At 33.9% G+C, this 25451-nt stretch carries 22 protein-coding genes, 2 pseudogenes and 2 riboswitches; of the genes and pseudogenes, 10 read left to right on the top strand and 14 right to left on the bottom strand.

The features are described 5' to 3' along the window. Positions 1–343: 343 nt before the first annotated feature. On the bottom strand, positions 344–580 hold the full coding sequence (locus NKG37_RS15860; RefSeq protein WP_016200943.1) for a YkuJ family protein: 237 nt from the start codon (positions 578–580) through the stop codon (positions 344–346). Positions 581–958: 378 nt separating this feature from the next. On the opposite strand from NKG37_RS15860, the gene NKG37_RS15855 reads away from it, so the two are divergent. Beyond that, positions 959–1198 carry a glutaredoxin family protein gene (locus NKG37_RS15855; RefSeq protein WP_101730084.1) on the top strand — a complete coding sequence of 80 codons (240 nt, stop codon included), beginning with the start codon at positions 959–961 and terminating at the stop codon, positions 1196–1198. A gap of 98 nt (positions 1199–1296) precedes the next feature. Here NKG37_RS15855 and NKG37_RS15850 read toward each other — a convergent pair whose 3' ends face one another. Then, positions 1297–1911 carry a DUF3993 domain-containing protein gene (locus NKG37_RS15850; protein WP_254414927.1) on the bottom strand — a complete coding sequence of 205 codons (615 nt, stop codon included), beginning with the start codon at positions 1909–1911 and terminating at the stop codon, positions 1297–1299. A 105-nt stretch (positions 1912–2016) separates the two neighbouring features. Then, on the bottom strand, positions 2017–3237 hold the full coding sequence (locus NKG37_RS15845) for an EAL domain-containing protein (protein WP_169188328.1): 1221 nt from the start codon (positions 3235–3237) through the stop codon (positions 2017–2019). 389 nt (positions 3238–3626) lie between these two features. Here NKG37_RS15845 and NKG37_RS15840 point away from each other — a divergent pair, with 389 nt between their 5' ends. Continuing rightward, positions 3627–4349 (top strand): C39 family peptidase, encoded by a 723-nt coding sequence (locus tag NKG37_RS15840; protein ID WP_101730087.1) that lies wholly within the window; start codon positions 3627–3629, stop codon positions 4347–4349. 323 nt (positions 4350–4672) lie between these two features. Here the strand turns inward: NKG37_RS15840 and NKG37_RS15835 are convergent. Beyond that, a pseudogene (locus NKG37_RS15835) lies at positions 4673–5002 on the bottom strand (EAL domain-containing protein); the annotation flags it as partial. A gap of 87 nt (positions 5003–5089) precedes the next feature. On the opposite strand from NKG37_RS15835, the pseudogene NKG37_RS15830 reads away from it, so the two are divergent. Then, a pseudogene (locus NKG37_RS15830) lies at positions 5090–6651 on the top strand (IS3 family transposase). Positions 6652–6756: 105 nt separating this feature from the next. Here NKG37_RS15830 and NKG37_RS15825 read toward each other — a convergent pair. Continuing rightward, positions 6757–8571 carry a sensor domain-containing protein gene (locus NKG37_RS15825; RefSeq protein WP_254414926.1) on the bottom strand — a complete coding sequence of 605 codons (1815 nt, stop codon included), beginning with the start codon at positions 8569–8571 and terminating at the stop codon, positions 6757–6759. Positions 8572–8916: 345 nt separating this feature from the next. Between NKG37_RS15825 and NKG37_RS15820 the strand changes: the two genes are divergently transcribed. Then, a complete protein-coding gene (locus tag NKG37_RS15820) occupies positions 8917–9384 on the top strand; it encodes a YkyB family protein (protein ID WP_101730088.1) in 468 nt (155 codons plus the stop codon). Positions 9385–9551: 167 nt separating this feature from the next. On the opposite strand, the gene NKG37_RS15815 is transcribed toward NKG37_RS15820, so the two are convergent. From NKG37_RS15815 to NKG37_RS15805, 3 genes are all read right to left on the bottom strand, one after another. After that, the gene (locus NKG37_RS15815; protein WP_101730089.1) at positions 9552–10457 is read right to left on the bottom strand and encodes a chemotaxis protein; all 906 of its coding nucleotides are present in this window, start codon (positions 10455–10457) and stop codon (positions 9552–9554) included. A gap of 253 nt (positions 10458–10710) precedes the next feature. After that, positions 10711–12012 (bottom strand): MFS transporter, encoded by a 1302-nt coding sequence (locus NKG37_RS15810; RefSeq protein WP_101730090.1) that lies wholly within the window; start codon positions 12010–12012, stop codon positions 10711–10713. Between the two features lie 141 nt (positions 12013–12153). Beyond that, entirely contained in the window at positions 12154–12681 is a 528-nt protein-coding gene (locus NKG37_RS15805; protein WP_101730091.1) for an RDD family protein, read from the bottom strand. Positions 12682–12946: 265 nt separating this feature from the next. Between NKG37_RS15805 and NKG37_RS15800 the strand changes: the two genes are divergently transcribed. Beyond that, positions 12947–13138 carry a hypothetical protein gene (locus NKG37_RS15800; RefSeq protein WP_016200933.1) on the top strand — a complete coding sequence of 64 codons (192 nt, stop codon included), beginning with the start codon at positions 12947–12949 and terminating at the stop codon, positions 13136–13138. A gap of 127 nt (positions 13139–13265) precedes the next feature. Further along, positions 13266–14423: an aminotransferase A gene (locus tag NKG37_RS15795; RefSeq protein ID WP_169188325.1), complete on the top strand. Its 1158-nt coding sequence runs from the start codon at positions 13266–13268 to the stop codon at positions 14421–14423. Positions 14424–14471: 48 nt separating this feature from the next. On the opposite strand, the gene NKG37_RS15790 is transcribed toward NKG37_RS15795, so the two are convergent. The 4 genes from NKG37_RS15790 to NKG37_RS15775 form a co-directional block, all read right to left on the bottom strand. Continuing rightward, positions 14472–15350: an NAD(P)-dependent oxidoreductase gene (locus tag NKG37_RS15790; RefSeq protein WP_254414925.1), complete on the bottom strand. Its 879-nt coding sequence runs from the start codon at positions 15348–15350 to the stop codon at positions 14472–14474. 167 nt (positions 15351–15517) lie between these two features. Further along, entirely contained in the window at positions 15518–18163 is a 2646-nt protein-coding gene (locus tag NKG37_RS15785; RefSeq protein WP_169188323.1) for a cation-translocating P-type ATPase, read from the bottom strand. Positions 18164–18678: 515 nt separating this feature from the next. Continuing rightward, positions 18679–18773, bottom strand: a riboswitch (yybP-ykoY riboswitch). A gap of 313 nt (positions 18774–19086) precedes the next feature. After that, complete coding sequence (gene ptsP / locus NKG37_RS15780) at positions 19087–20805, bottom strand: phosphoenolpyruvate--protein phosphotransferase (protein WP_016200928.1); 1719 nt, start codon at positions 20803–20805, stop codon at positions 19087–19089. Next, complete coding sequence (locus tag NKG37_RS15775) at positions 20805–21071, bottom strand: phosphocarrier protein HPr (RefSeq protein ID WP_016200927.1); 267 nt, start codon at positions 21069–21071, stop codon at positions 20805–20807. Before NKG37_RS15775 ends, ptsP begins: the two co-directional genes overlap by 1 nt. A gap of 742 nt (positions 21072–21813) precedes the next feature. On the opposite strand from NKG37_RS15775, the gene NKG37_RS15770 reads away from it, so the two are divergent. Continuing rightward, entirely contained in the window at positions 21814–22182 is a 369-nt protein-coding gene (locus tag NKG37_RS15770; RefSeq protein ID WP_016200926.1) for a PilZ domain-containing protein, read from the top strand. Positions 22183–22273: 91 nt separating this feature from the next. On the opposite strand, the gene NKG37_RS15765 is transcribed toward NKG37_RS15770, so the two are convergent. After that, entirely contained in the window at positions 22274–22468 is a 195-nt protein-coding gene (locus tag NKG37_RS15765) for a hypothetical protein (protein WP_169188321.1), read from the bottom strand. 492 nt (positions 22469–22960) lie between these two features. Here NKG37_RS15765 and NKG37_RS15760 point away from each other — a divergent pair, with 492 nt between their 5' ends. After that, positions 22961–23134, top strand: coding sequence for a YkvS family protein (locus NKG37_RS15760; protein WP_065429081.1), 174 nt, complete (start codon positions 22961–22963; stop codon positions 23132–23134). Positions 23135–23233: 99 nt separating this feature from the next. Here the strand turns inward: NKG37_RS15760 and NKG37_RS15755 are convergent, their stop codons facing one another. Next, a complete protein-coding gene (locus NKG37_RS15755) occupies positions 23234–23338 on the bottom strand; it encodes a DUF6254 family protein (protein WP_220040981.1) in 105 nt (34 codons plus the stop codon). 210 nt (positions 23339–23548) lie between these two features. Next, positions 23549–23632: riboswitch (glycine riboswitch) on the top strand. A 137-nt stretch (positions 23633–23769) separates the two neighbouring features. Here NKG37_RS15755 and NKG37_RS15750 point away from each other — a divergent pair. Both NKG37_RS15750 and NKG37_RS15745 read left to right on the top strand, forming a co-directional pair. Continuing rightward, a complete protein-coding gene (locus NKG37_RS15750) occupies positions 23770–24048 on the top strand; it encodes an ACT domain-containing protein (protein WP_016200923.1) in 279 nt (92 codons plus the stop codon). 18 nt (positions 24049–24066) lie between these two features. Next, positions 24067–25428 (top strand): PFL family protein, encoded by a 1362-nt coding sequence (locus NKG37_RS15745; RefSeq protein ID WP_016200922.1) that lies wholly within the window; start codon positions 24067–24069, stop codon positions 25426–25428. Positions 25429–25451 lie beyond the last annotated feature (23 nt).

The following is a 25451-nucleotide window of genomic DNA, read 5'->3' as shown; positions in this document are numbered from 1 at the left end:
ATTGAAAAATCACATTCTGATTAGACTGTGCGGTAAGAACATTTTCCAATTTTTCTTGATGGGAACATTCTGGACAAGTAACTTCTGGCATCATGTTTATCACCTCATCTATTAGTATGGTTTACGAGTGCAGTTTCATGTAGAAAAAGTACATTTAAGCTATGTCGCTCCACTTTTCATCAACATTACTGTTTTTGCAGTTCATAATACTTCGCTTTATAGATAAAGTGAGCCTTCCATCAGTGGGGCTTTCCTTCATCCGACGGTTACTAGTTGCCTAACAAAAAAGCATCCTGCAAATATTAGGATATTTCCCAATTGCAGGATGCTTTTAATAAGTACTTTACTGAATTAAATCAAAAATCTCGATTGTAATCATATCAACATTATCAAATTGATATCTTTTTGGCTTTTCTTTGTCATTATATACTTCTAGTTCAAACGTTTCTGTTTTTGGATGAAATGTAACTTGACATTTTCTCTCTCCATTTACTTCAAAGAAACGTTGAGTTGGTTCTCCCCCAGTTGCCTGCTCTTGCAGATTTTTTAATCTTGTTAATATGCCTTGTAATTGTGACATGCTCTCTCTCCTTTCAAACAAACCTTGTGTTAACCATAGGTTTCACTATTAGCATGTTTCTATACACTTTCTTCGTTAAATTTAGTATAATTTGCCTCTTGTGTAAAATGCCAATACTAACAGAATAAAAGATTGTCGAGTGTTTGTCCAAGTAAAACTGAAAAAAACTTGTCGATTTTTTATTATTTATTTCATCTGAATATTCTCATTTTAACAACGTATATAAAAACAGCTTACGCAAAAACCAAATAAAAAAATAAAAGCAGTGAGTAAATACCGCTAAATAAAGGAGGCGAGTATCTTTTTCAGTTTTTAAAAATTGCATGATAAAAAATTTCTTTGTATGATTAAAAGAAGAAAAAATATAGGAGGAACTTTATGCATCAAATCACATTGTATACGCAACCAGACTGTCCCCCTTGTGAGTACTCTAAACTATTCTTAAAAGAACATGGCTTTGACTATGAAATAAAGGATATTCAAAGGGATTCTCGTGCTAAAAAAGAATTAATAAAGAAATATCAATCTTTTTCCACCCCTACATTTGTAATTGATGGAAATGTAATTTATGGATTTGACTTGGAAAAACTTAAGCTTGCGTTAAATCTTTCCTCATAAAGAAAACTACCCGTTAACGGTGGGAATATACGAATGAACCTCGCGGCGTACATGAAATCAGATAAAGTGCGCCCTTCCTCTCAATAAATCCCAAACTTCTACATTCTATTGATAGTTAAAACTTGAGATTGTTTATTCTTCTTCGAAATGTATGTAACTTGATTTTCGATTGAAAATAACGGCATATACACCAATGTGCTATAGTTTTCTTCCTTACTATTTAAAATGGATCTTACCTCTTTATCTGAAAGCATATTCGTTATAAGCCATCTGTCATTCAGCTTTCTTATTAGAATTCCTTCATAAGCCCCTTCGTATATTTTGTCTCCGAATACAATTGGTTCATAATACTCATATAGGAGAATACTATTTCTCTCTTTATCTATATCAATAGTGGTTTGTTCCGAGAACTGATAATATGGAAGATAGTATTTGCCAAATTCATTCCCAAATGTATAAAACTTTCCCTGTTCTCCAGTCAAGTTTTCATTTAGAAACAAATAGATGAAATTATCTGAAAAATAAGGTTCCAGTATTTCTTTCATCTCCTCCATCTCTCTCGCTTCTTTACTTAAAGATACTTGTGCCCTAAATGCTTTTTCTACAAAAGTAACTACTTCATTCCTACTTGTTAAATGGCTGGTGGCATGTATGGAATATGGATAAATGCTCCATACTGAAATAATCAATAAAATAAAGAAGCTTTTTTTCATCATATCCTCCCCTTCTCCGTTTGCGGATACCACTTAATTATTATTCCTAATACCCTTTCTCTACCTAATAAAACAAGCTGAAGAGAAAATCTCTTCAGCTTGTTTCTAATTAAGCAATAATTTCATACGATCAAGAAAATTATAGGATAGATCTATAAATAAATATTCTTTTGCATTCAAAGGATACGAATACGTTCTGACCGTTTCTCCTGTTTCAATATCACTATATAAATCAGATAAAATTCCTTTTTTTTCATTCCGCATCTTGATAATATTTTCTAAAAAATATGGTCGCCAACTCCAATTTTTGTTTGCATATTCAGGCTGAATAATCCAATCATTGTCATATTTAATAATATTCGCTGATTTCTGAAAGCCGTCTTCATCACATACATACATTCGAAAAGCCACATCAGTTAACTCAGCTGTAAGTAATTTCAAAAGCTCTTCGTAAGAAGAATATTTCTTATATTTGACGAGCAATACTTGTAATTGACCCTGAAACTTCTCTGTTAAATCAAAAATAGTTGAGAGTTTTTTCTTTTCTGAAATAATGAATTCATGAAACAGATTTTTCAACGTTTCTTTTCTAATATTACGATCGGTGAAACTCGCCTCGGGATAATGTAAATAATATCCTTGATAAAATCTCCCACCATTTTTCCAAGCAAATTGAAGCTGATAAACCATCTCGATATTTTCAAATAATAAGGTAGCACCAATTTTTCGAGCAAGCATAGACAAGGAATATAAAACATTTTGATAAGTATGCGAAGTGGAAGTAGATCGCAAAGCCAATAAATCAATTTTTAGAATATCAGGCGCTAACTCACTTATTCGATCAAGATAACTACTACTATCACTTCCCATTTTATCAATGGCAATCTTAATCCCATAAGTGCGATAGTAAATTAATAAATGATCTAAATGATAAAATTGTCCATGATAATTTCTCTCAGATATCTCAAGGACAATTCGATCAAGCTTGATTCCCTTCCCTTCATATTCCAATAATGTTTCTAAAAAACTTTCCCCATCGTCTTTCATTAGTATTTGTGCATCTCTATTGATAAAGAGCAAGACATCCTCATCAAGCGATAGCGCTTTATCCAATGCTTTTGTCAAAATTACTTGGTCAACTTCTAACTTATATTCATCTGGGATTCCTTCATCAAGAAAAAAGTCTCCAAGACTCTCCACTCCATCTGCCCCATTATATCTTCCTAACACTTCATATCCAATAACGCGATGTTCATCAGCACTAAAAATAGCTTGAAAATAAGGGATGACATTTTCTAAATCAGTCAAAATATCCAAAGCATCCATATTTTGATAGCCTCCCTTTTTAGAACGGCTAGCTCCTTTGCTTATTGCTTCTGATTTGAAATCATTATAATTTGATTGAATAATTTCTTTTCATTGGTTAAATGTCATTTTCTATGGTCAAATTCATTTGTTAGACAGTACGCAAAGGTTCTTCGCTTTGTTCTAAGATTAAAATAAACCTTATTATATCATATAAATTCTTGGTTATAAAAATAATGATAGAAAATTCTTTCTATTTTCTGATTAATTCAGCTTTTCTTCTCTTATAAGGTATTATTTTCGATAAGCTAACACGAAATAAACCTGTCTCCCTTGGTAATAATATGTCCTTATATTTTAGCGGAAACTTCGTATGATAAAATTAGGAGTTGGCAAGAAAGAGGTAGTATATGCAGTTGTTTAAACTATTACTTTTGCTCGCTCCCTTTTTTGGATCAGAGCAAACTTGGGAATATTTCCACATTGAAGACAACACAAAACCAAAAACAGAAGTAGTCAATCCAGTATTAAACTCAAATAAAAATATCCAGCTAGATGTTCCATTAATAAAACAAAATCCAGAATTACGCTATGGATGCGAAGTGACTAGTTTAACAATGGTCTTAAACTATGCTGGTGTTAAAGTAACGAAAATGGATCTTTATAAAAATATTCAAAAAGACTTAGATCCATTAGTGCGAAAAAATGGAGATATTATCAAATGGGGAGATCCATCAATTGGTTTTGTTGGCGACATGACGGGAAAAAATCCTGGATATGCCGTATTTGATAAACCAATGGAAGATCTAGTTAACAAATACCTTCCAGAAAGAGCTGTTAACTTAACAAATCATTCATTTCAAGCTATAGAAAGACATGTAGAAAATGGTTACCCCATTGTAGTTTGGACTACTGGTGATTATCGTTTACCTGATAGATGGGAATCATGGAAACATAATGGAAAGACCATTAAAACTCCATTGGATTTGCATGCTGTTGTTTTAGTTGGCTTCAATAATAATCATGTTTACTTAAACGATCCCTTATCAGGCAAGAAAAATGTAAAAGTGGAGAAAAAAACCTTCATTAAATCTTGGCATGCTTTAAAATCAAGAGCAATTAGTTATCGGTAAAGGTTAGAATATACATCTTATAAATAAACTCTACTACTCGCGTTGATTGTATTAAATACTCTTGTTTTTCTAGTAAATAAGGGAAGGGAAACCCTTTTTATTTCCGCGGAAATCAAGAATATAAAATGCAATCAACGCACTCTTTACTAAAACCTCGTACATTTTAAAAATTACAAAGGAAAAAAGGGAACTTCAAACTTAATTTTTAATGGATTGACTGACTAGTTTAAGTTATCACAAGCTTTCTTTCGTAACAGAAATGATATTTATCAATGATAATTTACTCTCTAATATAAGTTTATGATTCAAATCAACAAACATGTTTAGAATCCCCTAAGAAACTGTTCTGCAGCTTCGCATGTCAATGGCTTGGAATAATAATATCCTTGTGCTTTTTGGCAATTTGCCTTCTTTAAGAAATCTTCTTGCTCTTTATTTTCTACACCTTCTGCAATAACTTCCATTCCTAAATTTTGTCCTAAGTGAATAATAGTTGTCGTAATAGCAGCATCCTTAGCATTTGTAACAACATCTTTTACAAAAGACTGATCAATCTTTAAAACATCAATTGGAAATTGTTTAATATAGCTAAGCGAAGAATACCCAGTTCCAAAATCATCAACTGAAATAATAACACCTAACTCCTTTAATTTTCGTAGGATAGGAATCCCCCTCTGTTAGGATAGATGTCGTAGGGAACTTTAGTGTATAGTTTAAATCATACACGGAGGTTGATCGACATGAAAAGTAATAATGGTAAACGTTATACAAAGGAAGAGAAAGCATCAATTATTAAGAGAATGATGCCCCCCACTAATGAATCGGTTGGCCAATTAAGTGAAGAGTTGGGCATTACTGAACCCACGCTTTACAAGTGGAGAAAAGAGGCTAGATCATCTGGAAACCCCACACCCGGAGATGGACAAAGTTCTGAACACTGGAGCAGTGAAGATAAGTTTCTCATAGTTATGGAAACATACTCAATGAATGGTGCGGAGCTAGCGGAGTATTGTCGAAAAAAGGGACTTTATAAAGAACAGATTGACGCATGGCGAGATTCATGCCTTAATGCAAATGGGCGAGAATCTAGTCAAACAAAGCAGTTAAATCAAGAATTAAAAGAGGAGAAAAAGCGAGGAAAGGCATTAGAGAAAGATTTGCGTAAAAAAGAAAAAGCATTGGCAGAAGCTGCAGCCTTATTACTATTAAGAAAAAAGGCCCAAGCGATCTGGGGGGACCAAGAGGACGAATGATCAGCCCGTCAGATCGCGCACTAGCAGTAGAACTCATCCAAGAAGCAAACCAAAATGGTGCGCGATTAGCCCCGGCGTGTAAAGAATTGAACATTAGCGTTCGCACCTATGAACGCTGGATTTCAGAAGGTGGAATCAAGGAGGATCAACGCCCTATTGCGTTACGTCCAGAGCCAAAAAATAAATTAACGATAGAGGAAAAACAAGAGATACTGGAGGTTGTTAAAAAAGAGGAATTTGTAGACCTACCGCCTACTCAAATCGTGCCAAAATTAGCAGATCAATGCATTTATATCGCCTCCGAATCTAGCTTTTATAGAGTTCTTCGTGAGCATAAAATGCAAAATCATCGGGGAAGAAGCAAAAAGCCCGAGGGTAGATTACCAGAAAGTCATTTAGCAGTAGCCCCAAACCAGGTATGGACATGGGATATAACGTGGTTAAAAGGGCCGGTGAAAGGCTTGTTTTATCGACTCTACTTAATTATCGATATTTTTAGTAGAAAAATCGTAGGTTGGGAGATTTGGGAGTCAGAGGAGGCAAAACACGCTGAAGATTTAATGAAGAAGACGATTATTAGTGAAAAAATCCAAGGTAAACCACTCGTTTTACATTCCGATAATGGCAGTCCCATGAAAGCCGCAACATTTCAGGTATTACTTGAAAAATTAGGGATCCAAAGCTCTTATTCAAGACCAAGAGTAAGTAATGACAATCCCTATTCTGAAGCAATGTTTCGGACTCTGAAATATCGACCTGAATTCCCGTACAGAGGCTTTGAAACACTTGAGGCTGCACGTGAATGGGCATTAAGATTTGTGAATTGGTATAACTGTATACATTTACACAGTGGTATAAATTTTGTGACGCCAGAACAATGCCACACAGGTGCGCATATTGGGATACTGAAAAAGCGCAAAGAAGTTTATGAACTAGCGAAACAAAAGCATCCAGAACGTTGGACGCGCTCAACTAGAGACTGGAGTGCACATGATTCAGTGGCTTTAAACCCAATAAAGGACAAGATAGAAAAGGATGGAACAAAATAGCCCCACTGCGACTGAGCTTGAACTACCCATTCCCTTCTCATCAAAGAACAGAATGAATTCTGTTCTTTGATGAGAAGGCCACCAAGCAAAGCGCGGTAGTTACCCTTACGTTCTTACACTAGTAAACAAGTTAAATGCGACAACTATCTTGACAAACACCGGAATTGCTTCTTTAATATTCCCCATAAGTCCTTCTGTAATCTCGATTTCTAACATGGATGGCTTAATCTTAAACTTTTGAATAGAAGTACGAATTACTTCTATAAAATTAGGTTGCTGAAATTGCTTCGGAGAAATATTCACAGCTATTCGTACATCTTTATTATATAGTGCTTTCCAAACTTTTATCTGCTCACATGCTGTTTCAATTACCCAATTACCAATTGAAATAATGAGACCTGTATCTTCTGCAAGGGGGATAAAATCATTGGGAGCAACCACTCCTAAAGAGAGGCTTTCCCATCTTAATAGTGCCTCAAAGCTGTTAAATGTATAACCATTTAAATCAATTTGTGGCTGATAATATAATTTAAGTTCCTTTTTTTGGATCGCTTTTCGCAACTTTGTTTCTAATGATATTACATTGCTTAGACTTGAAGTCATATCAGAACGATAAAATTGATAATGCGCTTTGCCTCTTTCTTTTACACGAAATAGTGCTTCATCTGCATTCTTAATTACTGTTTCAATATTCTCACCATCATGTGGATACATACTTATTCCAATACTCGGACTTATATAGTATTCATGAGAATTTAAATAAAATGAATTAGCAAAACTTGAGATTATACGCTGAGCAAAGCTTGCTGTTTCCTGTCTATTTGTATTGGATAGGAGAATATTAAATTCGTCTCCTCCTTGTCGATACACATGACATCTATAATTTTTAAACTCTAATAACCTTTCTGCAACTTTTAAAAGAATTTGATCTCCAACAATATGGCCAAATGTATCGTTGATGTATTTAAACCGATCTAAATCAATAGTCATTAAAGCAAAAGCTACTTGCTCGGTTTCTGCTCTTTTAATTTCAAGATTTATATCTTCCATCAGCGCCCGTCTATTATAAAGACCAGTTAGCTGATCATGAAATGACATATAACGTATCTTTTCTGCTGTTTTGGTTCGTTCTGAAATATCTCTTAAGATAACATAAATACCTCTAGTTGCATGATTTACTTTAATTGGAACGAATTTCGTATGAACAGACATTTTGTTACCATTATGGCTTATTAGCTTACAATCGATAGATTGCGATGATTCCGTTAGTTTGCATTTTCTAAAGCTATCATAGAAAAGGGTATTTTCCTCATTTATTAGTTCATAAAGCGAAAAGATAGGTTGTTCTTCCTCGCTTCTCCCAATTAACTTTAAACCAGCTGGATTAATATCATGAATAACTCCATCTAAATCAACAGTAAAGACTGCATCTAAGTTATTTTCTATTAATGATCGATATCTTTGTTTGCTTTCATGCAGCTGTCGTTTTTCCATTATAGACTCTGTGATATCTCTCGTAATAGAAACAATGTACTTCACTTCATCTTGCTCATCCAAAATGGGTGTTAAAACAGATTCTGCATGAATAATCCCCCCATTTTCCGCCTTGATTTGATCTATATAACTATGATTTTGTTTTGTCTCACATACAATCGAATATTCCTGTTGCAATATAGCAGCCGTTTCCCCAGTTGAAACCTCTTGAAGCTTTTTTCCAATAAAGTCAATTGGTAATTTAGCAAATAACAATGCAGCTTCATTTACAAAAATATAGCGAAAAGTTTTCCCTTTTTCTACTTTCATAATAAAGACCATATCTTTTATATACATAAAAATAATTTCAAAAATGATATTCTCTATATTTGATTTGGATTGAGCTATCATGTTCTCACTTGTAATATTCTTGTTATATTTGTCCATCCATTTCATTCCTTACACGCAGCAATTATTATTTTGTTTTAGAAAACACCTTTTTTAAAAGATAAAATCGATTAAAAGTAAATTTCATTTCAACAAACTTCGGCACAATGGTAAGCACTCTTCACCATGCCTCTACTTTTCTTTTACTATTTTTATCGGCAACTGCATGGGATTCTGTACTTAAATAGATAAAAAATTATGTTTATTCTTGAAAGAGGCGTTAATCAATCTTCATTTGCTCCATTAACGAGGACATAGTAGAAAAGATATGCTCTTTTTATTCCCTTTCTTTCGCAAAAATAGTATAATTACTTGTACAAATCAATAGAAAGGAGAGTTAGGCGATTGAATAAGCAGCAAAAATATCCACCACCAATACAACTTACGGTTGAAAACCTTCTACAGGCAATATCTGTCGTAAATCGTCATGCAAAGACAGCACCAAACCCAAAATTCCTATATAAATTAAAACATGATAGTTTACATAAACTATTAGCAGAAGGCAAAGCAAAAAAAATTGGTCTACACTTCTCAAATAATCCAAGATATAGTCAACAACAATCAGATTTATTGATTGCATGTGAAAACTATACATTTCATTTACCTCCGACTAAAAAGGATTTTGAGGAATTGCCACATTTAGGATCTCTCAATCAAAGTGTTCGAAATCCCAAATCAACTCTTTCCTTAACACAATCAAAAAAACTTTTATCCACCTATACTGGGCTAAAAGAAGAGACATCACCAAATCAAACTACCCGCAAAAAGAAATACCAAAAACCTGTTTTTAAAAAGCTTGGTGAAAGTTATTAATATTGCTTTCACCATTCCGGCTGCTCTATTTTCCCGACTCCTTCATTTTTCCGATTAAAAACAACAATTCTTTAAAAAATAGCTGAACTAAAAAATAGCCGAACTAGTTCAACCTAGCTTGGCTATTTTTCTTCACATAATAATATTTTCTATTTGGTAGTAAGCTTTTATAAAATATTATTATCAATAATATGAATTAATTCATTAATTTCTGGTTTACTTACTTGAGCATTTGCTCCAACTACCTGTCCTTTATGTCTTAAATCATCTGTAATTAAAGAAGAGAATATAACAACAGGCAATTGTGCTAAGTTTGCATTATCTTTGACTACTTTTGTTAAATGATGCCCGTCCATTTGAGGCATTTCGATATCAGTAATCATCAATTGAGCAACTTCATCTACTGAATTACCTTCCTCCACTTTTTTCGTCAAATAGTTTAATGCTTCACGACCGTTTTCAAAAAATGTTATATGCTGAAATCCAGCTGCATTTAAAGTGTCTTCTAACAATTTTCTTAAAAGTGCAGAATCTTCCACGACAATTAGTTTCTTGTCACTTCTCTTTCTGTCTCCTAATTTTTTTACTTGCTGAACATTTATCCCAGATTCAGGGTTAATATCTACAACAATTTTCTCGAAATCAAGTAACAGAATCATCTCACCGTTTAATTTGACTACCCCAATAATTTGACTCTCCGTACCGTAATAAGTTTCGGATGGTTTTTCAATATTTTCCCATGATATACGATGAATCTGGGTTACATTATGGACATGGAAAATTATTTTTGTTTTATTAAATTCCGAAACAATATATTTATCTTTTTCCGGGGTTTCAGAAGGCGAATATCCTAAAACATTTGCAAGATTAACAACTGTTAAAACTTCCCCTCTTAGCTCCACAATTCCTTCTACATACGGGTGTGCATGTGGAATTGGAGTAATGGGAACTGGGTTAATAATTTCCTTCACTTTAATCACATTTATACCAAAGTGATTCTTTCCTACGCTAAACTCAACAATTTCTAATTCATTTGTGCCAGTTTCTAAAAGTATCCCTTTATCATTTTTCATATATTCTTGTCCTTTCGGCGTTTTAAAAAATTCATTCCGTTATGAAAATCGACTAACTAATATTATATACCTATCCTTTATATCGGATTTATTAGCTATTCTTAAAGTAGTTCGTCCAAATTTCTCATTTGATGGATTTTTTGCGGTATGTAAAAAGGCTGTTCATTTAAGTAATAATCATGCAAATTATCCTCCCTCTGACGGAACATTTACATTTTGTTTACTCTTATGAACAACCTAACTTATTTTCCTATCATTCTTCCTTCACACGTGCATGAATAACTAACCCGATAATAGTTAAGATAATTAACGATCCTAGTGCCATTCTACTTGCTGTATTTCCTAAATCAGCAAAAGCAAATGTAATAGTTCCATATAATAAAGGACCGAGAATAGAAGATACTTTACCAGAAAAGGCAAACAGCCCAAAAAATTGTCCTCGTTTTTCTTCTGGAGTAATTTCGACTATGTACGTTCTTGTCGTTACCCACATGCTACCTAATGCCACTCCAAATAGACTTCCAGCTACCCAGAATAACCCTTCATTCCAAGCAATCGTTGCAATGATCAGCGCAATAACTAATAAAATCCCTACATAGCGCACAGCTCGATAAGCTCCAATACTTTTCGTTATATATCCAAAAATAAAAGAACCAATAATACTTGCGATGGTGGACACAAGATAAAGAATAATAAACTTACCAGTACTAATACCAATAACCGCATTTGCATATACTGACATCATTGCAATAGTAGTAGCTAACGCATCATTGAGAAAAAAATAGGCAAGCATAAAAATAAAAATCTTCCGATAATTCTTCATTTGCTTAAAGGTTTCGAGTATTTCACGATATCCTGATAGAACAGATTGCTTTGGAACATTTTCCTTTGGTGTATCCTTTATGAAAATAAATAATGGCAAAGATAACAGCAAAAAAAGAATACCAGTTGGAATAAAAGATTGATTATATGCTCCATCGTCCATAAACAAATAAACAGATAGGCCGATAAGTGTTCCAAAATAACCTATTGCTACACCAAACCCAGAAATTAACGGAATCTGTTCTTTGGTTCCTAAATCAGAAATCATCGTATCATAAAACACCAGACTGGAATGATACGTAAATTTAGATAGTACAAAAAAAAGAATGACAAGTATTAAAGACATTGGGATTCCAAACATCATTTGTGTAAATGGAATAAACGAAAAAATCCCCATTGCAATCGTACCTATTACAGTTAGTAATGTTAAAATTACAATATACTTTTTCTTTTTTCCAGTTCTGTCCATCATTACACCAAATAAAGGCGTAAAAATGACTAATAGAAAACTTGCTAGTGCATTGGCATAGGAAATAAAAGTTGAGGCTATTTGTTTCTGTACTTCATCTGAACCTACGATTTCTTGCAAATATAAGGGGAAAAAGATTGTATTAATATTAGACGAAAAAATAGTATTAGCAGCATCATAGAGTGCCCACGAAAGTATTGGCAAAGAAAAATATAATGCCAATCCCTTTTTTTCTAGTTTAACTTTATTGGTTATCGGTTCCATCCGTTAAGCTCTCCTCTCCAATATCGGGTATGTTAAAACGCAATAACACCCTCTCGTTTGTCTGCTTCAGAACCTTTTGGTTATCCATCATGTTTGTGATCACCACTTCCATGATGGATTTTTTAACAGATGTGATCGGAATTATTTTTTGATTACAACTGAACCTACTATTAAATCATGTAATGCTTGTTTTTTCTCTGTAAATGCTGCAAGTATGAAACCAATTAACAAAATACTTGATAATAGACTAGAAACTAAGTATCTCCCTAAGCTTCTCCAGAAAGAAAGTCTCTTTCCATTTTTATCCGTTACCTTTAAGCCTAATAGTTTTTTTCCAATTGTAGCTTGCCATTTAGATGCATGAAACAGAGTATAGTAAAAAAGACTAAATATCATACATACGATCATCGTTCCAAAGAAAGCAAGCATCATAGGACCAGCGATTGATAAAATTTCAGCATCAGATAACGTATCTATACTCGTTGGATCAATCAATAATTCCTCAGGAACTTCCATTGAATTCACAAACAGAGCAAAGATAACATTCGAAAGAATTAGTAAAGGTATACCGAGAATGATACTATCGATTGCCCATGCCCCGAAACGAATCCAAAATCCAGCATATTGTGGATGCTTTTCATTTTCTTCTATTTGTATTGTTGTAACCATTTATTTTCCCCTCCTTCTAATATGATAATTGGTATTTATTCTCTAAACAACCTTTTTTATGAAACGTTTAGTAGATTTACAATTTTTAAACAAAGCTGTTTTCTAAAAATGTTCATAAAACGTTTAAATATTTTTTTCTATTTCGTGAAATATCTAACAAAGTCCTAGACGATTTTATACGATTGGCATATGCTAAAAGTGTAAGATGTGAATAAAGAAGTTAAGATATTTTTGTTAAATCACTTTAAGAGGGGACGAGTACACAATGAAGGGTACTGCAATTCTTTTTCACGATGATTTATCCGTCACATTTTTAGAAAATATCGATTTGGACACATGGAAAAAATCAGATGAAAAGAACCTTACAACCAAATCCATAGAGACTCATTCTGATCAATCATCCCATGAACAATTATTATTTATTGAAGAAGATGTTGATTGGGAGTATGGTTATTAAGAATATAATATTAAGCTTCGAGCAGGGAAAGATTTTTCAAGTACCTGCTCTTTTTATTTGTCTATGTATTTTCATTAATCATCGCTTTTGATATCATTATAGAATACGTTACGATAGGAGACTTAATATGGAACATTTAATCAATAAAAAAGTTAAAAATATTGAGATTTCTGGTATCAGAAAGTTCTCTAATATGGTTGCCGGAAAAGAAGGGATGATTTCTTTAACAATAGGTCAACCAGATTTTCCAACCCCTCTACATATTAAAGAAGCTGCTAAAACTTCCATTGATGAAAATTATACATCCTACACACATAACGCTGGAGATCTTGCTCTACGAAAAGCAGCATCACAGTTTGTAAATAAAAAATATAATCTTTCCTATGACCCTTCTACAGAAGTAATTGTCACAGTGGGAGCTAGTGAAGCAATTGACGTTACATTTCGGACTATCCTCGACCAAGATGTCGAAGTAATTCTTCCAGGACCAGTGTATCCTGGCTATGAGCCCATTATCCGTTTATGTGGTGCAACTCCTGTATATGCTGATATTCGTCATACTTCTTTTCGTTTTACAGCTGATGTTATAAAGAAATACATCACAGAAAAAACAAGATGTATTGTTCTACCCTATCCATCAAATCCTACAGGGGTTAGCCTTACGGAAAAAGAATTAATAGAAATAGCTGATCTAATTCGAGAAAAAGACATCTTTATTTTAGCCGATGAAATTTACAGCGAATTATTATACGATCAAGAGCATGTGTCTATTGCTCAATACCTTCGTGAACAAACGATTGTAATTAATGGACTATCTAAGTCACATAGTATGACTGGATGGAGAGTTGGTTTGTTATTTGCTCCAACAATCCTCAGTCAGCAAATAATAAAAGTTCATCAATATAATGTAACATGCGCTTCTTCTATCTCTCAAAGAGCTGCTTTAGAAGCATTAACTACCGGTATCGATGATGCCAAACCAATGAGAGATGATTATAGAGAGAGAAGAAAATATCTATATGATCGCTTATCTTCTATCGGCTTCGATATCGTTATGCCAGATGGTGCATTTTACTTTTTTATCAAAGTACCGACAGATCAAATGAATTCCTTTGATTTTTGTCTTGATTTAGTTAATAAAGTTAATTTAGCCGTTGTACCAGGAAGTGCTTTTTCCGAACTAGGAGAAGGATACTTCCGCATTTCGTTTGCGTATTCAATGGAAACATTGACTGAAGCATGTAATCGATTAGAGGAATATATAAAAAACTATCTAGAAAAATAAGAAAAACAGTTTCCATCTCTGCAAACATCAGAGGTGGAAGCTGTTTTTTTATCGATCCCAATATTTATATAAAGCCTGTGTGCCACTCTCATCTTCACCTTTTGCTGATAAATGACTATACAGTGTTTCAGCAAGTGATAGCCCTGGTGTCTCCATATTCATTCCTTCTGCCTCTTCCAGCGCAATTCTCATATCTTTAATAAAATGCTTGATATAGAATCCTGGCTCAAAATCACCTTTAATCATTCTTGGCGCTAAATTACTCAAAGAGAAACTGCCTGCGGTTCCACTTGTAATGCTCTGTAGAACTTTTTCTGGATCTAATCCTGCTTTCTTTGCATACACAATCGCTTCTGTTACACCAATCATATTCGAAGCAATTGCTATTTGGTTGCACATTTTTGTATGTTGGCCAGCTCCTGCTGGTCCTTGGTAAACAATGTTGGTTCCAAGCATTTCAAATATTGACTGAAGTTCTTTAAAAACAGCCTCGTCTCCTCCAACCATAATCGATAATTTTGCATCTCTTGCACCCACATCTCCACCACTAACAGGTGCATCTAAGGTATAGATATTTTTCTTTTTCGCTTCCTCATATATTCTTTTCGCAAGGCTCGGAGTAGATGTCGTCATATCTATTAGATATGTATTTTCTCTTGCATTTTTAACTAAACCAAGTTCACCTAAATATACTTCCTCAACATCTTTTGGATACCCAATAATTGTTATGATTACATTGGCTTTAGAAGCGATTTCATGCGGACTATCGGCCCAATCCGCTCCTTCTGCTATAAGATCAGACGCCTTTTCTTTTGTACGATTATGTACAATAACAGGATAACCTGCATGCAATAAATGTCTTGCCATACTTTTCCCCATAACACCTGTACCAATAAAGCCAATCGTCGTTGTTTCTTTTGCCAACATATTTTGCTTCCTCTCCTTTTTACAATGTTGCCATCCATTAACATTGTTTTTCTTTATAGTATCACGAAAACTTTTTTGATTGTGTTAAATGGTTGTCTATTTTAAAAAAACTATCTAGAATATACTCTCTAAACAATTCGATCGCATATTTCCAGATAGTTTTTTCTTTATTTACGTAATAACTTCACCATAATCACTTTCATTATTTCCATCCCAATCACAGCAGCAATTGCTAATCCTGTTGCTATTAACCATTCATGTAAACCAAATGAAGGAGGGATAGCGAACACTTCTCTAGCGAATGGCAAAATAGTGATTAGATATAGGAAGAAACATATTCCCACTGCTCCTAAAACATATTTATTGGAAAATAAGCCGACACCAATAATCGTTTGTGTACTAGATCTAGCAGCAAAAGTTTGCAATGACCGCGAAAGAATTAATGTGGTGAAAGCCATAGCTACTCCTAATTCATCGGAATGCTGCAAACCGATATAATGGGCAATGATTACTGCTACACCAATCAAAATCCCTCTTGTAACGACTGCACGAAGCGTTCCTCCTGCAAAGATTCCTTCTTTGACATCTCTTGGTTTGCGCTTCATTACTCCTGGCTCTGATTTCTCCATCCCAAGAGCAATAGCAGGTAAAGAATCATTAACTAAGTTTATAAATAACAGCTGTAAAGCCGTAAATGGATTTGCCCAACCAGCAATGACTGCAAACAATATAGCAATTATTGCCCCAAAATTCCCTGCAAACAAGTACCCAATTGATTTTTTGATATTGTCAAAAACAGTTCTTCCTACTCCAACTGCATTAACGATTGACACGAAATTATCATCTGTAAGAATCATATCAGCTGAATCTTTGGCAACATCTGTACCACTTCCCATTGCAATACCAATATCAGCCTGTTTTAATGCTGGAGCATCATTGACACCATCACCAGTCATCGCAACAATTCGATTTTTCTTTTGCCATGCTCTAACAATTCTTATTTTATTTTCTGGCGAGACACGAGCATAAACAGAAATGCTTTCTAATTTTTGATCTAGCTCTTCTTCTGATAATGCATCTAATTCTTGACCAGTTAACGCAATATCATTTTCTTGCATTAATCCAATTTTACGCCCAATTGCTTGGGCAGTTGTTTTATGGTCTCCAGTGATCATAACTGTTCGAATACCAGCATCTTTCGTTTGCTCTATCGATGCGTATACGGCATCTCGCGGCGGATCCATCATTGCTGTTAAACCAACAAGGATTATTTCAGACTCATCCTCTTCCGTTATAGTTGTCTTATCCTGCGGCACATGTTTATATCCATATGCAAGAACCCTTAATGCTTGATTTGAAAAATCCTCATTAGCCCCCTGCAGTTTCTTTAACCATTCATTTGTAAACGGTTCTTCCTTTTCATTAACCAATATTTTTGTCGCCCGATTAAACATAACATCTGGGCCGCCTTTTATGAGCATTAGACGTTGGTTATCAATCGTATTAATAGTAGACATTAACTTTCGATCTGAATCAAAAGGCAGTTCCGCTTCTCTCGGATATCGAGAGCGTACCTCTTCATAATTCCTTTTGCCATCATTATAAAAGTTAATAAGCGCAACTTCTGTTGGATCTCCCACTTCTCTATTTTCTTTATTTATATATGAATCATTACAAAGTACTGCAATATTTAACAAAAGTTTTTCCGAATGGTTCCACTGAAAAGGATCCGGTGGCAAGTGCTCCCTTTCCCCTTCTGGAATAAAATAATCCGTTACGGTCATTTTATTTTGTGTCAAAGTCCCTGTCTTATCTGTACATATAACACTGGTCGATCCTAATGTTTCGACTGCAGGTAACTTTCGAATAATCGCACTTTGCTTTGCCATTTTATTCGTTCCAACCGATAGAACTATAGTAACAATAGAAGATAATGCTTCTGGAATGGCTGCTACTGCTACAGCAACTGCGAATAATAACGCATTAAGAATGGAAGTCGTAACGTCAACCGTTTCATCTCCTAACCATATTCTTAACGCTTGGATAGCAAAGATCAGAACAGATAAAATAAGAATTCCTACTCCTAATTTTTTACTGAAATCTGCAAGTTTTTGCTGTAAAGGTGTTTGCTTCTCTTCTGCTGTGTTAAGCATATCAGCAATTTTACCAATTTCGGTTTTTTCTCCAGTTCCTGTTACGACGAAAGTACCTCGACCATACACGACTAGGGAACTGCTATAAACCATATTGATACGATCACCAAGCGCAGAATCCTCCGTAATCACTTTTTCTTGTTTCTCTATTGCTTCTGATTCTCCTGTTAACATCCCTTCATTAACTTTTAAAGAACCACTTTCCAAAATCCGCCCATCTGCTGGAACATAATCACCAGCTTCTAGAAAAACGATATCTCCTGGTACTAACTCTCTTGCAGGAATCGTGCTATTTGTATTATCACGTCTTACTTTTGCTTCAGGAGCACTCATACTTCGCAGCGCATCTAGTGAACTTTCAGCTTTTTTAGTTTGAATGACACTAATTACAGAATTTAGCAATAAAACTAAAAAAATGATGAGTGATTCTACAAACTTCCCCATAATTAATTGAATAACAATTACTACTAACAACACAATAACCATAGGATCTTTAAATGTTTCTAAAAAGAGCTTCCATGTTGGTACTTTTTCTTTATCTTTCAGCTCGTTATATCCTTCTTTTTCCAAAAGACTCTTTACCTTATCTGTTGATAATCCTTGTTCAGATGACTGTAAATCCTTTAATACGACATCTTTTTCCTTTTGATAAAATTCCACTTGGCTTTATTCATCTCCTTTAATTTCAGGTTTAACAATCTTAGATTTCATCTTTCTCATTATGCACATCTATGTAACCTGAAATATTTTTCTGACAAATTCACTTTTCCTATCTTTCCTTACCCCTTCCCAATATTAACGTCCACGAAACCTCGTTATTCAGTAGTATGGGGTGATTAATTACGAATGTATATATTTTTCCTCTTTGCAGACTTTTCATGTATGTAATTTCATATTAGAGCAGCTATAATAATCATCGGCTACTTAAAAGAACTTTACAACTATTGTTCTTCCCTTAAAAAGGATAACAAGTATGAAAAGATTAAACGTGCTGAATCTTAGCATAATAATTGGTGGTAATAATCTTTCTATAAGCAATTATACTTAAGTAAAAACACCTACAAAACTACGCCAGTCCCCCCCTCCTTTCATTACTATTTGTACACTTCCTCCTATCGGCTTTTGCTTCTTGATACGCAAAAAAGACCTTTGCCAAATAGGCAAAGGTCTTGCTAAGCATAAATATGCCAACAAAGCCGATGGCATCTGCCATGAACTGACGACTTTGTTTTAGGTACTATCCTAAAAGCTACTCCCCTTTGAGTAAGTATACATTATTAATATTATAAATAATTATATACAATTTTTAAAATTTTGCCAACCTTTTTGTTATATGGCTATCAATTCAACTCAATAAGTCACTTATATCACTAATGCAGTAGTCATAAATGTTAAATCGAAATTACTAATGTAACTATCTCTCTTCCATAACCAGGTTTTTTATCATACACAACAAAAAAACTGACTAGAATCATCTAGTCAGTTCAAATAAGGGGAAAATGAGAATAGCGTTAAGCTAACTTGTAAAAAGAGCTTATGCTATTTTTATTTATACCCACTATTTTAAAGGATAAACCTCTTTTTTATGAAAGTTTTGCAGCAGCCTTTACTGCTTCCATAACTTCTTCAGTTGTAGACATTTGTAGTGCTTTTTCCGCTAATTCTTCCATTTCTGCTTTAGAAAGATTTAGAATTTGCGATCTAGCTTTTAAGATAGATGTAGCACTCATCGAGAATTCATCTAAGCCTAATCCTAATAATAAAGGAATTGCTGTTTCATCTCCTGCCATCTCTCCACACATACCTGCCCATTTTCCTTCTTTATGCGCTGCATCAATAACCATTTTAACAAGACGCAAAATAGAAGGATTGTATGGTTGATAAAGGTAAGATACGCGTTCGTTCATACGATCTGCAGCCATTGTGTATTGAATCAAGTCATTTGTTCCAATACTGAAGAAGTCAACTTCTTTAGCAAACTGATCTGCAAGCACCGCTGTAGAGGGAATTTCTACCATAATACCTAGCTCAATTTTTTCCGCAACTTTAACGCCTTCCGATGTTAAGTTAGCTTTCTCTTCTTCTAAAAGAGCTTTAGCTGCACGGAATTCGTTTAGAGTAGCAATCATAGGGAACATGATTTTTAAATTTCCATATGAGCTTGCACGTAACAACGCTCTTAATTGCGTACGGAAAATATCTTGCTCCTCTAAGCAAAGACGAATAGCACGGAAACCTAAGAACGGATTCATTTCCTTTGGAAGATCTAAATATGGTAATTCTTTATCTCCACCAATATCTAATGTACGTACAACAACTGGCTTTCCTTTCATTCCTTCAAGGACAGCTTTGTATGACTCAAATTGCTCATCTTCTGTAGGAAGTTGGTCTCTGCCCATGTATAAGAATTCTGTACGATATAAACCAACTGCTTCTGCACCATTATTAGTTACACCTTCTAAATCGTTTGGTGTACCAATATTTGCTGCAAGTTCCACATGAACGCCGTCTGAACTTACTGTTTGTTCATTCACTAGTTTTGCCCATTCTGCTTTTTGTTGCTCATATTGTTCAGCAGTCTGTTTATAGCTTTCCACTACTTCAGGTGTTGGATTAATATGGATTTCTCCCTTTAATCCATCAACAATTACTAAATCGCCATTATTAATTTCTTCTGTCGCTTTTTTTGTACCAACAACAGCAGGAATTTCTAAAGAACGAGCCATAATTGCTGAGTGAGATGTTCTACCACCAATATCAGTTGTGAAGCCTTTAACAAATTGACGGTTAAGTTGTGCAGTATCAGATGGTGTTAAGTCCTCTGCTACTACGATTACTTCTTCTGAAATCATACTTGGGTTTACCAAATGTACACCTAAAAGATGAGACATTACACGTTTAGTCACGTCACGAATATCTGCTGCTCTTTCTTGCATATATTCATTATCCATTGATTCAAACATTGTAATAAACATGTCTGTAGTTTCTTTTAATGCGAATTCAGCATTGACTAGGTCTGTTTTAATTTTATCTTCAATAGGTGCAATTAATTCTGGATCACTTAATACTAATAAATGCGCTTCAAAAATCGCAGCTTTATCCGCACCAAGCTCTTTATTAGCTTTTTCACGGATAGCTTCTAATTCTGACTTTGCTTTTGATAAAGCTTCTTGAAAACGAGAAATTTCATTTTCTGCATTTTCTACGCTAGTCTTTTCAAAAGAAAGGTCTGGTTCCACTAAACGATAAGCTTTTGCAATGGCTATTCCACTAGATGCAGCAATTCCTTGTAAAAAACTCATTATTCTGCTAAACCTTCTTTATTTAAAGTTTCTTGTAATCCATTAATTGCTTCTTGCTCATCATTACCTTCAGCAATAATTTTAATATCAGCACCTTGAGCAATACCTAATGACATTACACCCATAATTGATTTAAGATTAACTTTTTTCTCTTTATATTCTAATTGAATATCTGAATCGAACTTGCTAGCAGCTTGTACTAAAAGAGTTGCTGGTCTTGCATGAATTCCTGTATCTGCAATAACTTTAAATTGTTTTTCTACCATAATAAAATCATTCTCCTTTATCGATTAAGTTATTAAGATGTTAACAATAAGCTAAACTTTTCAAACTTAAACAACCTTTAATATAAACCAACAATTGTTTATCATAAATAATATATAATTTATATATTACAATTGTAAACCGAAAGCTATGTATTTTGTCGAAAAAATTAATTGTCTATGTACACAAACTTCCTTTACAACCATTTATAGCATCTTCTAAAAAGATGAAAACATGTAAAAATCATGTTTAAAATAGGCAGGTAATTTAAGTTTTTGAAAAAGACATCTCAAATGAAAGAATAGCATTTCTTTCTTGCATAGACAATCAAAATTTACTAAACGACAAAAAATAGTTAACTTTATGGGGAAATTTAGTGAATTTTATCGTATTTTACTGTTATTTCCTGTTTTATAAATTCCCAAAGTAGTTAACTTTTATACAGTTAACTGTTATGGTCACTTCTCATTCGAACACCTAATTATTGTAACAATTCCGTCAAAGATTAGAATAGAAACCAATTGGACAACGAAAAATATATTGCATTATTTAGTTAAACAAGCTTAAATATTATTAAAACTTTTAAGTATAAATTTCCAGTTATTAAGTCCAATACTTCTTTTATGTCGAAATATTTTTGTCTGAATTATCGCCATTAACAACGCCTATAATGAATCCCTAAATCCTAATGATTGAAAACAACAAAAAGATTTAACAGGATAATAGATAAAAGTGAGGGAATTTATGAGATACAAACGAAATGAAGCTTTTCGCTACCAATTAAATGATTCTATAGAAGCTGTACTAACATTAAAAATTGATGCAGATACACTCTCTAGTAAAGGACATGTCCTAATAGATAACATAAGTCCTAATGGTCTAAGATTTCGTTCCGCATATGACTTACCAGTTGGTGATACACGTTTACTCCTGCAACTTCAATTTACTTTAAATGAAAACGAAATAATGATGCCTGGTCATATTACTTGGAAGAAAAAAATGGGAAATCAATTTGAATATGGATATGAAGGAACGGGAGACAATAATGCTAAACAGAAGATAATTAGCGGTCTTAAGGAACTTTCTCGAATGGAGAACAAAGAGCAGGAGTAAAAAATAATCATCATACACCAATTTTAAAACCTCGCCTCCTATCTGAAGTATTCACTTAGATAGGAGGCGAGGTTTTAAGTAAATTCTTCACTTAACTTCTTGGTTCATCCATGTATTTATAAGTAACATCTCCACCAATTTCTGCTATACCTTTATAATGCTTAAAGTCTTCCCTTTTAACTAATTCAGTTCGAAACGTGAGGAAGTCCTCTTTTTTCACACGATAGCTTTCTATTTCTCTTTTCATTAATTGGTCTAATATTTCCTCTGCCAATTCTTTATTCATTCCACTCACCTATTTTCCTTTCCATCATTTTTTGTCCATATTTTAAGTGATTCTTTTATTTAAAGCAAAGAATTCTACCTATTTCCTTTTTCTATTACTATTTTTTGATATTATTATGTATAATTCTACTAATTATGTTATAATATCATCTAATATCAGAAAAGTGTAAGCATTTTAATGATCGCAGATAATCGGAAAATAGTTTATTCTGTAAATATATTTCTTGCACCCCTTTCTTTTTTATTATTAAAAATACATAATTTTCGTTTAACAGCATTCCCCTTCATTTCCTTTTGAGAAGTGGAAATAACTTTAAAATAACAAACCAACTAAAACCTATTTCAAAAAAGTAAATGATACACATTTTATTTGCAGTTTCATAGTATATATATAATAAGATTACTATACTGCTATTTTTACGAATAAGTTCTAAATAGTGCAAACTATAATCAGAATTTATATAAAATTTGGAATGATGAGGAGAGATTGTGAGTGAAAAGAGCCGAGGTTGGAAATATTATTGAATTCAGAGGATTACAAGGAATCGTGGAAAAAGTAAATGAAAATTCAGTTATTGTAGATTTAACTTATATGAACAACTACCGCGATCTTGAACTAGAGCAAAGAACCGTTGTTAATCATAAAAATTATCGCATCATTAAATAAATGTTAAACATACAAAAAGAAGTCACATGAGGATTTACTCCTTTTATTGACTTCTTTTTTGTATGCGCTTTATCGATATCATATATTATAAGGAAGAAACTATTCCTCCGCTAATTCTTTTTTCGTTTTGACTTTTCCATGCGGCTTTTGTTTTTGCTTACGTACAGTCCATTCTCTTTCTTTTTCTCTTTGTGCCTTTGACAATTATATCACCTCCATCCTTTCCATTTTATAATAAACAGTATTTTATTTTTTATCCTATCCTTTTAAACATTTGACTGATCGTTTCATCTAACATTTATTAACTCACCATGGACAAATATTCTGTTGACCACATGAAAAAAAACTGTTAACATCACATTATATTTCTTAAATAATTCGCATGCTATGAATGTTATGGATCAAACTATAACAGGAGCAGCTTCTGGAGAGACCGTTTCCTATAAGAAACGGCACCGAAGGATTCACAATCTCAGGTAAAAGGACAGAAGGTTAACCAATACATACTTATGATGTCCTGGTTCTTCTTACCCTTTGAAACAGATTGGTGTATCCAATCTGTTTTTTTGTATACATTTTAGTGAAGTTAATTATTTAAGAACCGTAACTAAATTAGGAAAACATGAGGTGAAATAATGGTTCAACAGCGTCGTGCAGTCGTTAGTGTAGTCGGAAAAGATCAAATTGGCATTATCAGTAGGGTTACTACCATTCTTTCTAATAATCACATCAATATTCTAGATATCAGTCAAACCATTCTTCAAGATTTTTTTACAATGATGATGTTAGTAGATATTACGGAAAAAGAAAACTTAGATACCTTAACAAAACAGTTTGATGAATTAAGTGAACAGCTTCATTTAAAAATAAATATCCAATTAGAAGACATTTTTCAATCCATGCATCGTGTCTAAGGAAAGTAGGTCTGTATAATGAAAATTGCATTAAATGAAATGATGGAAACGATCAACATGGTACAAATGGAGAACCTTGATATTCGTACTGTGACGATGGGAATCAGTTTATATGATTGCGCAGATTCAGATTTTCAAAAATTAAATGAATCTGTTTATAAAAAAATCACTACATATGCAAGCAAATTAACAGCAGTAGCAAAAGCTGTAGAAAAAGAATATGGAATTCCTATTATTAATAAGCGTATTTCTATTACTCCAATAGCTGAAATTCTCGGAAATAGTACGGTAGAACAAGCAGTTACTTTAGCAAAAACACTCGATAAAGCAGCAAAAGATTTAAATGTAGATTTTATTGGAGGTTACTCCGCTTTAGTTCATAAAGGTATTTCTAAAGGTGACCAAACATTATTAGACGCCCTTCCAGAAGCTCTTTCCGTCACAGAACGAGTATGTGCATCTGTATCTGTTGCTACGACTAGAACAGGAATTAATATGGATGCTGTAAAACAAATGGGAGAAATCATCAAAAAGGCAGCAGAAAATACGAAGGATCAAAATGGTTTAGCCTGTGCTAAGCTAGTTGTCTTCTGTAATCCCGTTGAAGATAACCCATTTATGGCTGGTGCCTTCCATGGTGCTGGAGAAGGTGAGGTAGTCATAAATGTAGGTGTTAGTGGGCCTGGGGTTGTTTTAAGCGCATTGAAAAAATATCCTGATGCAGATTTGGGCGAAGTATCTGAAATCATCAAAAAGACAACCTTTAAGATTACTCGCGCTGGTGAATTAATCGGTCGTGTTGTTGCTGAACGTTTAAACGTTCCATTCGGTATCATGGATCTTTCCCTTGCTCCGACAAATGCAATTAATGATAGTGTAGCAGAAATATTAGAAGAAATTGGATTAGAGCGTGTGGGAACACATGGTACAATCGCTGCGCTAGCTTTAATGAACGACGCTGTAAAAAAAGGTGGTGCCATGGCAAGTAGCTATGTTGGTGGATTAAGTGGTGCTTTCATTCCAGTAAGCGAAGATAATGGAATGATTAAAGGCATTCTAGACAATAGCTTAACTCTTTCCAAATTAGAAGCAATGACTTGTGTATGCTCTGTTGGACTTGATATGATTGCACTTACTGGAGATGCTACAGCTGCTACCTTATCAGCGATAATTGCAGATGAAGCAGCAATCGGGATGATTAATAAGAAGACAACAGCAGTCCGTGTCATTCCTGTTCCTGGTAAAAAAGAAGGAGAAATTGTAGAATTTGGCGGACTATTAGGTCGAGCACCTGTAATGGGGGTTAACCCATTTAGCTCAGCTAAACTTATTGACCGTGGTGGACGTATCCCTTCTCCACTTCAGGCGTTAATTAACTAACCGGAAAGAAAACCACCATCAGT

The organism is Niallia sp. RD1, assembly GCF_024219955.1.
Lineage (GTDB): Bacteria > Bacillota > Bacilli > Bacillales > Cytobacillaceae > Niallia > Niallia alba.
The sequence above is the reverse complement of the archived record's forward strand: the minus strand, read 5'-3'. Positions and strand labels throughout refer to the sequence as shown.

What these genes read in the sequence shown, in the direction of transcription:
- NKG37_RS15860 (WP_016200943.1), bottom strand. Translation starts at nt 580, where the DNA reads ATGTCACAATTACAAGGCATATTAACAAGATTAAAAAATCTGCAAGAG.
- NKG37_RS15855 (WP_101730084.1), top strand. Translation starts at nt 959, where the DNA reads ATGCATCAAATCACATTGTATACGCAACCAGACTGTCCCCCTTGTGAG.
- NKG37_RS15850 (WP_254414927.1), bottom strand. Translation starts at nt 1,911, where the DNA reads ATGAAAAAAAGCTTCTTTATTTTATTGATTATTTCAGTATGGAGCATT.
- NKG37_RS15845 (WP_169188328.1), bottom strand. Translation starts at nt 3,237, where the DNA reads ATGGATGCTTTGGATATTTTGACTGATTTAGAAAATGTCATCCCTTAT.
- NKG37_RS15840 (WP_101730087.1), top strand. Translation starts at nt 3,627, where the DNA reads ATGCAGTTGTTTAAACTATTACTTTTGCTCGCTCCCTTTTTTGGATCA.
- NKG37_RS15825 (WP_254414926.1), bottom strand. Translation starts at nt 8,571, where the DNA reads ATGGACAAATATAACAAGAATATTACAAGTGAGAACATGATAGCTCAA.
- NKG37_RS15815 (WP_101730089.1), bottom strand. Translation starts at nt 10,457, where the DNA reads ATGAAAAATGATAAAGGGATACTTTTAGAAACTGGCACAAATGAATTA.
- NKG37_RS15810 (WP_101730090.1), bottom strand. Translation starts at nt 12,012, where the DNA reads ATGGAACCGATAACCAATAAAGTTAAACTAGAAAAAAAGGGATTGGCA.
- NKG37_RS15805 (WP_101730091.1), bottom strand. Translation starts at nt 12,681, where the DNA reads ATGGTTACAACAATACAAATAGAAGAAAATGAAAAGCATCCACAATAT.
- NKG37_RS15800 (WP_016200933.1), top strand. Translation starts at nt 12,947, where the DNA reads ATGAAGGGTACTGCAATTCTTTTTCACGATGATTTATCCGTCACATTT.
- NKG37_RS15795 (WP_169188325.1), top strand. Translation starts at nt 13,266, where the DNA reads ATGGAACATTTAATCAATAAAAAAGTTAAAAATATTGAGATTTCTGGT.
- NKG37_RS15790 (WP_254414925.1), bottom strand. Translation starts at nt 15,350, where the DNA reads ATGTTGGCAAAAGAAACAACGACGATTGGCTTTATTGGTACAGGTGTT.
- ptsP (WP_016200928.1), bottom strand. Translation starts at nt 20,805, where the DNA reads ATGAGTTTTTTACAAGGAATTGCTGCATCTAGTGGAATAGCCATTGCA.
- NKG37_RS15775 (WP_016200927.1), bottom strand. Translation starts at nt 21,071, where the DNA reads ATGGTAGAAAAACAATTTAAAGTTATTGCAGATACAGGAATTCATGCA.
- NKG37_RS15770 (WP_016200926.1), top strand. Translation starts at nt 21,814, where the DNA reads ATGAGATACAAACGAAATGAAGCTTTTCGCTACCAATTAAATGATTCT.
- NKG37_RS15765 (WP_169188321.1), bottom strand. Translation starts at nt 22,468, where the DNA reads ATGAATAAAGAATTGGCAGAGGAAATATTAGACCAATTAATGAAAAGA.
- NKG37_RS15750 (WP_016200923.1), top strand. Translation starts at nt 23,770, where the DNA reads ATGGTTCAACAGCGTCGTGCAGTCGTTAGTGTAGTCGGAAAAGATCAA.
- NKG37_RS15745 (WP_016200922.1), top strand. Translation starts at nt 24,067, where the DNA reads ATGAAAATTGCATTAAATGAAATGATGGAAACGATCAACATGGTACAA.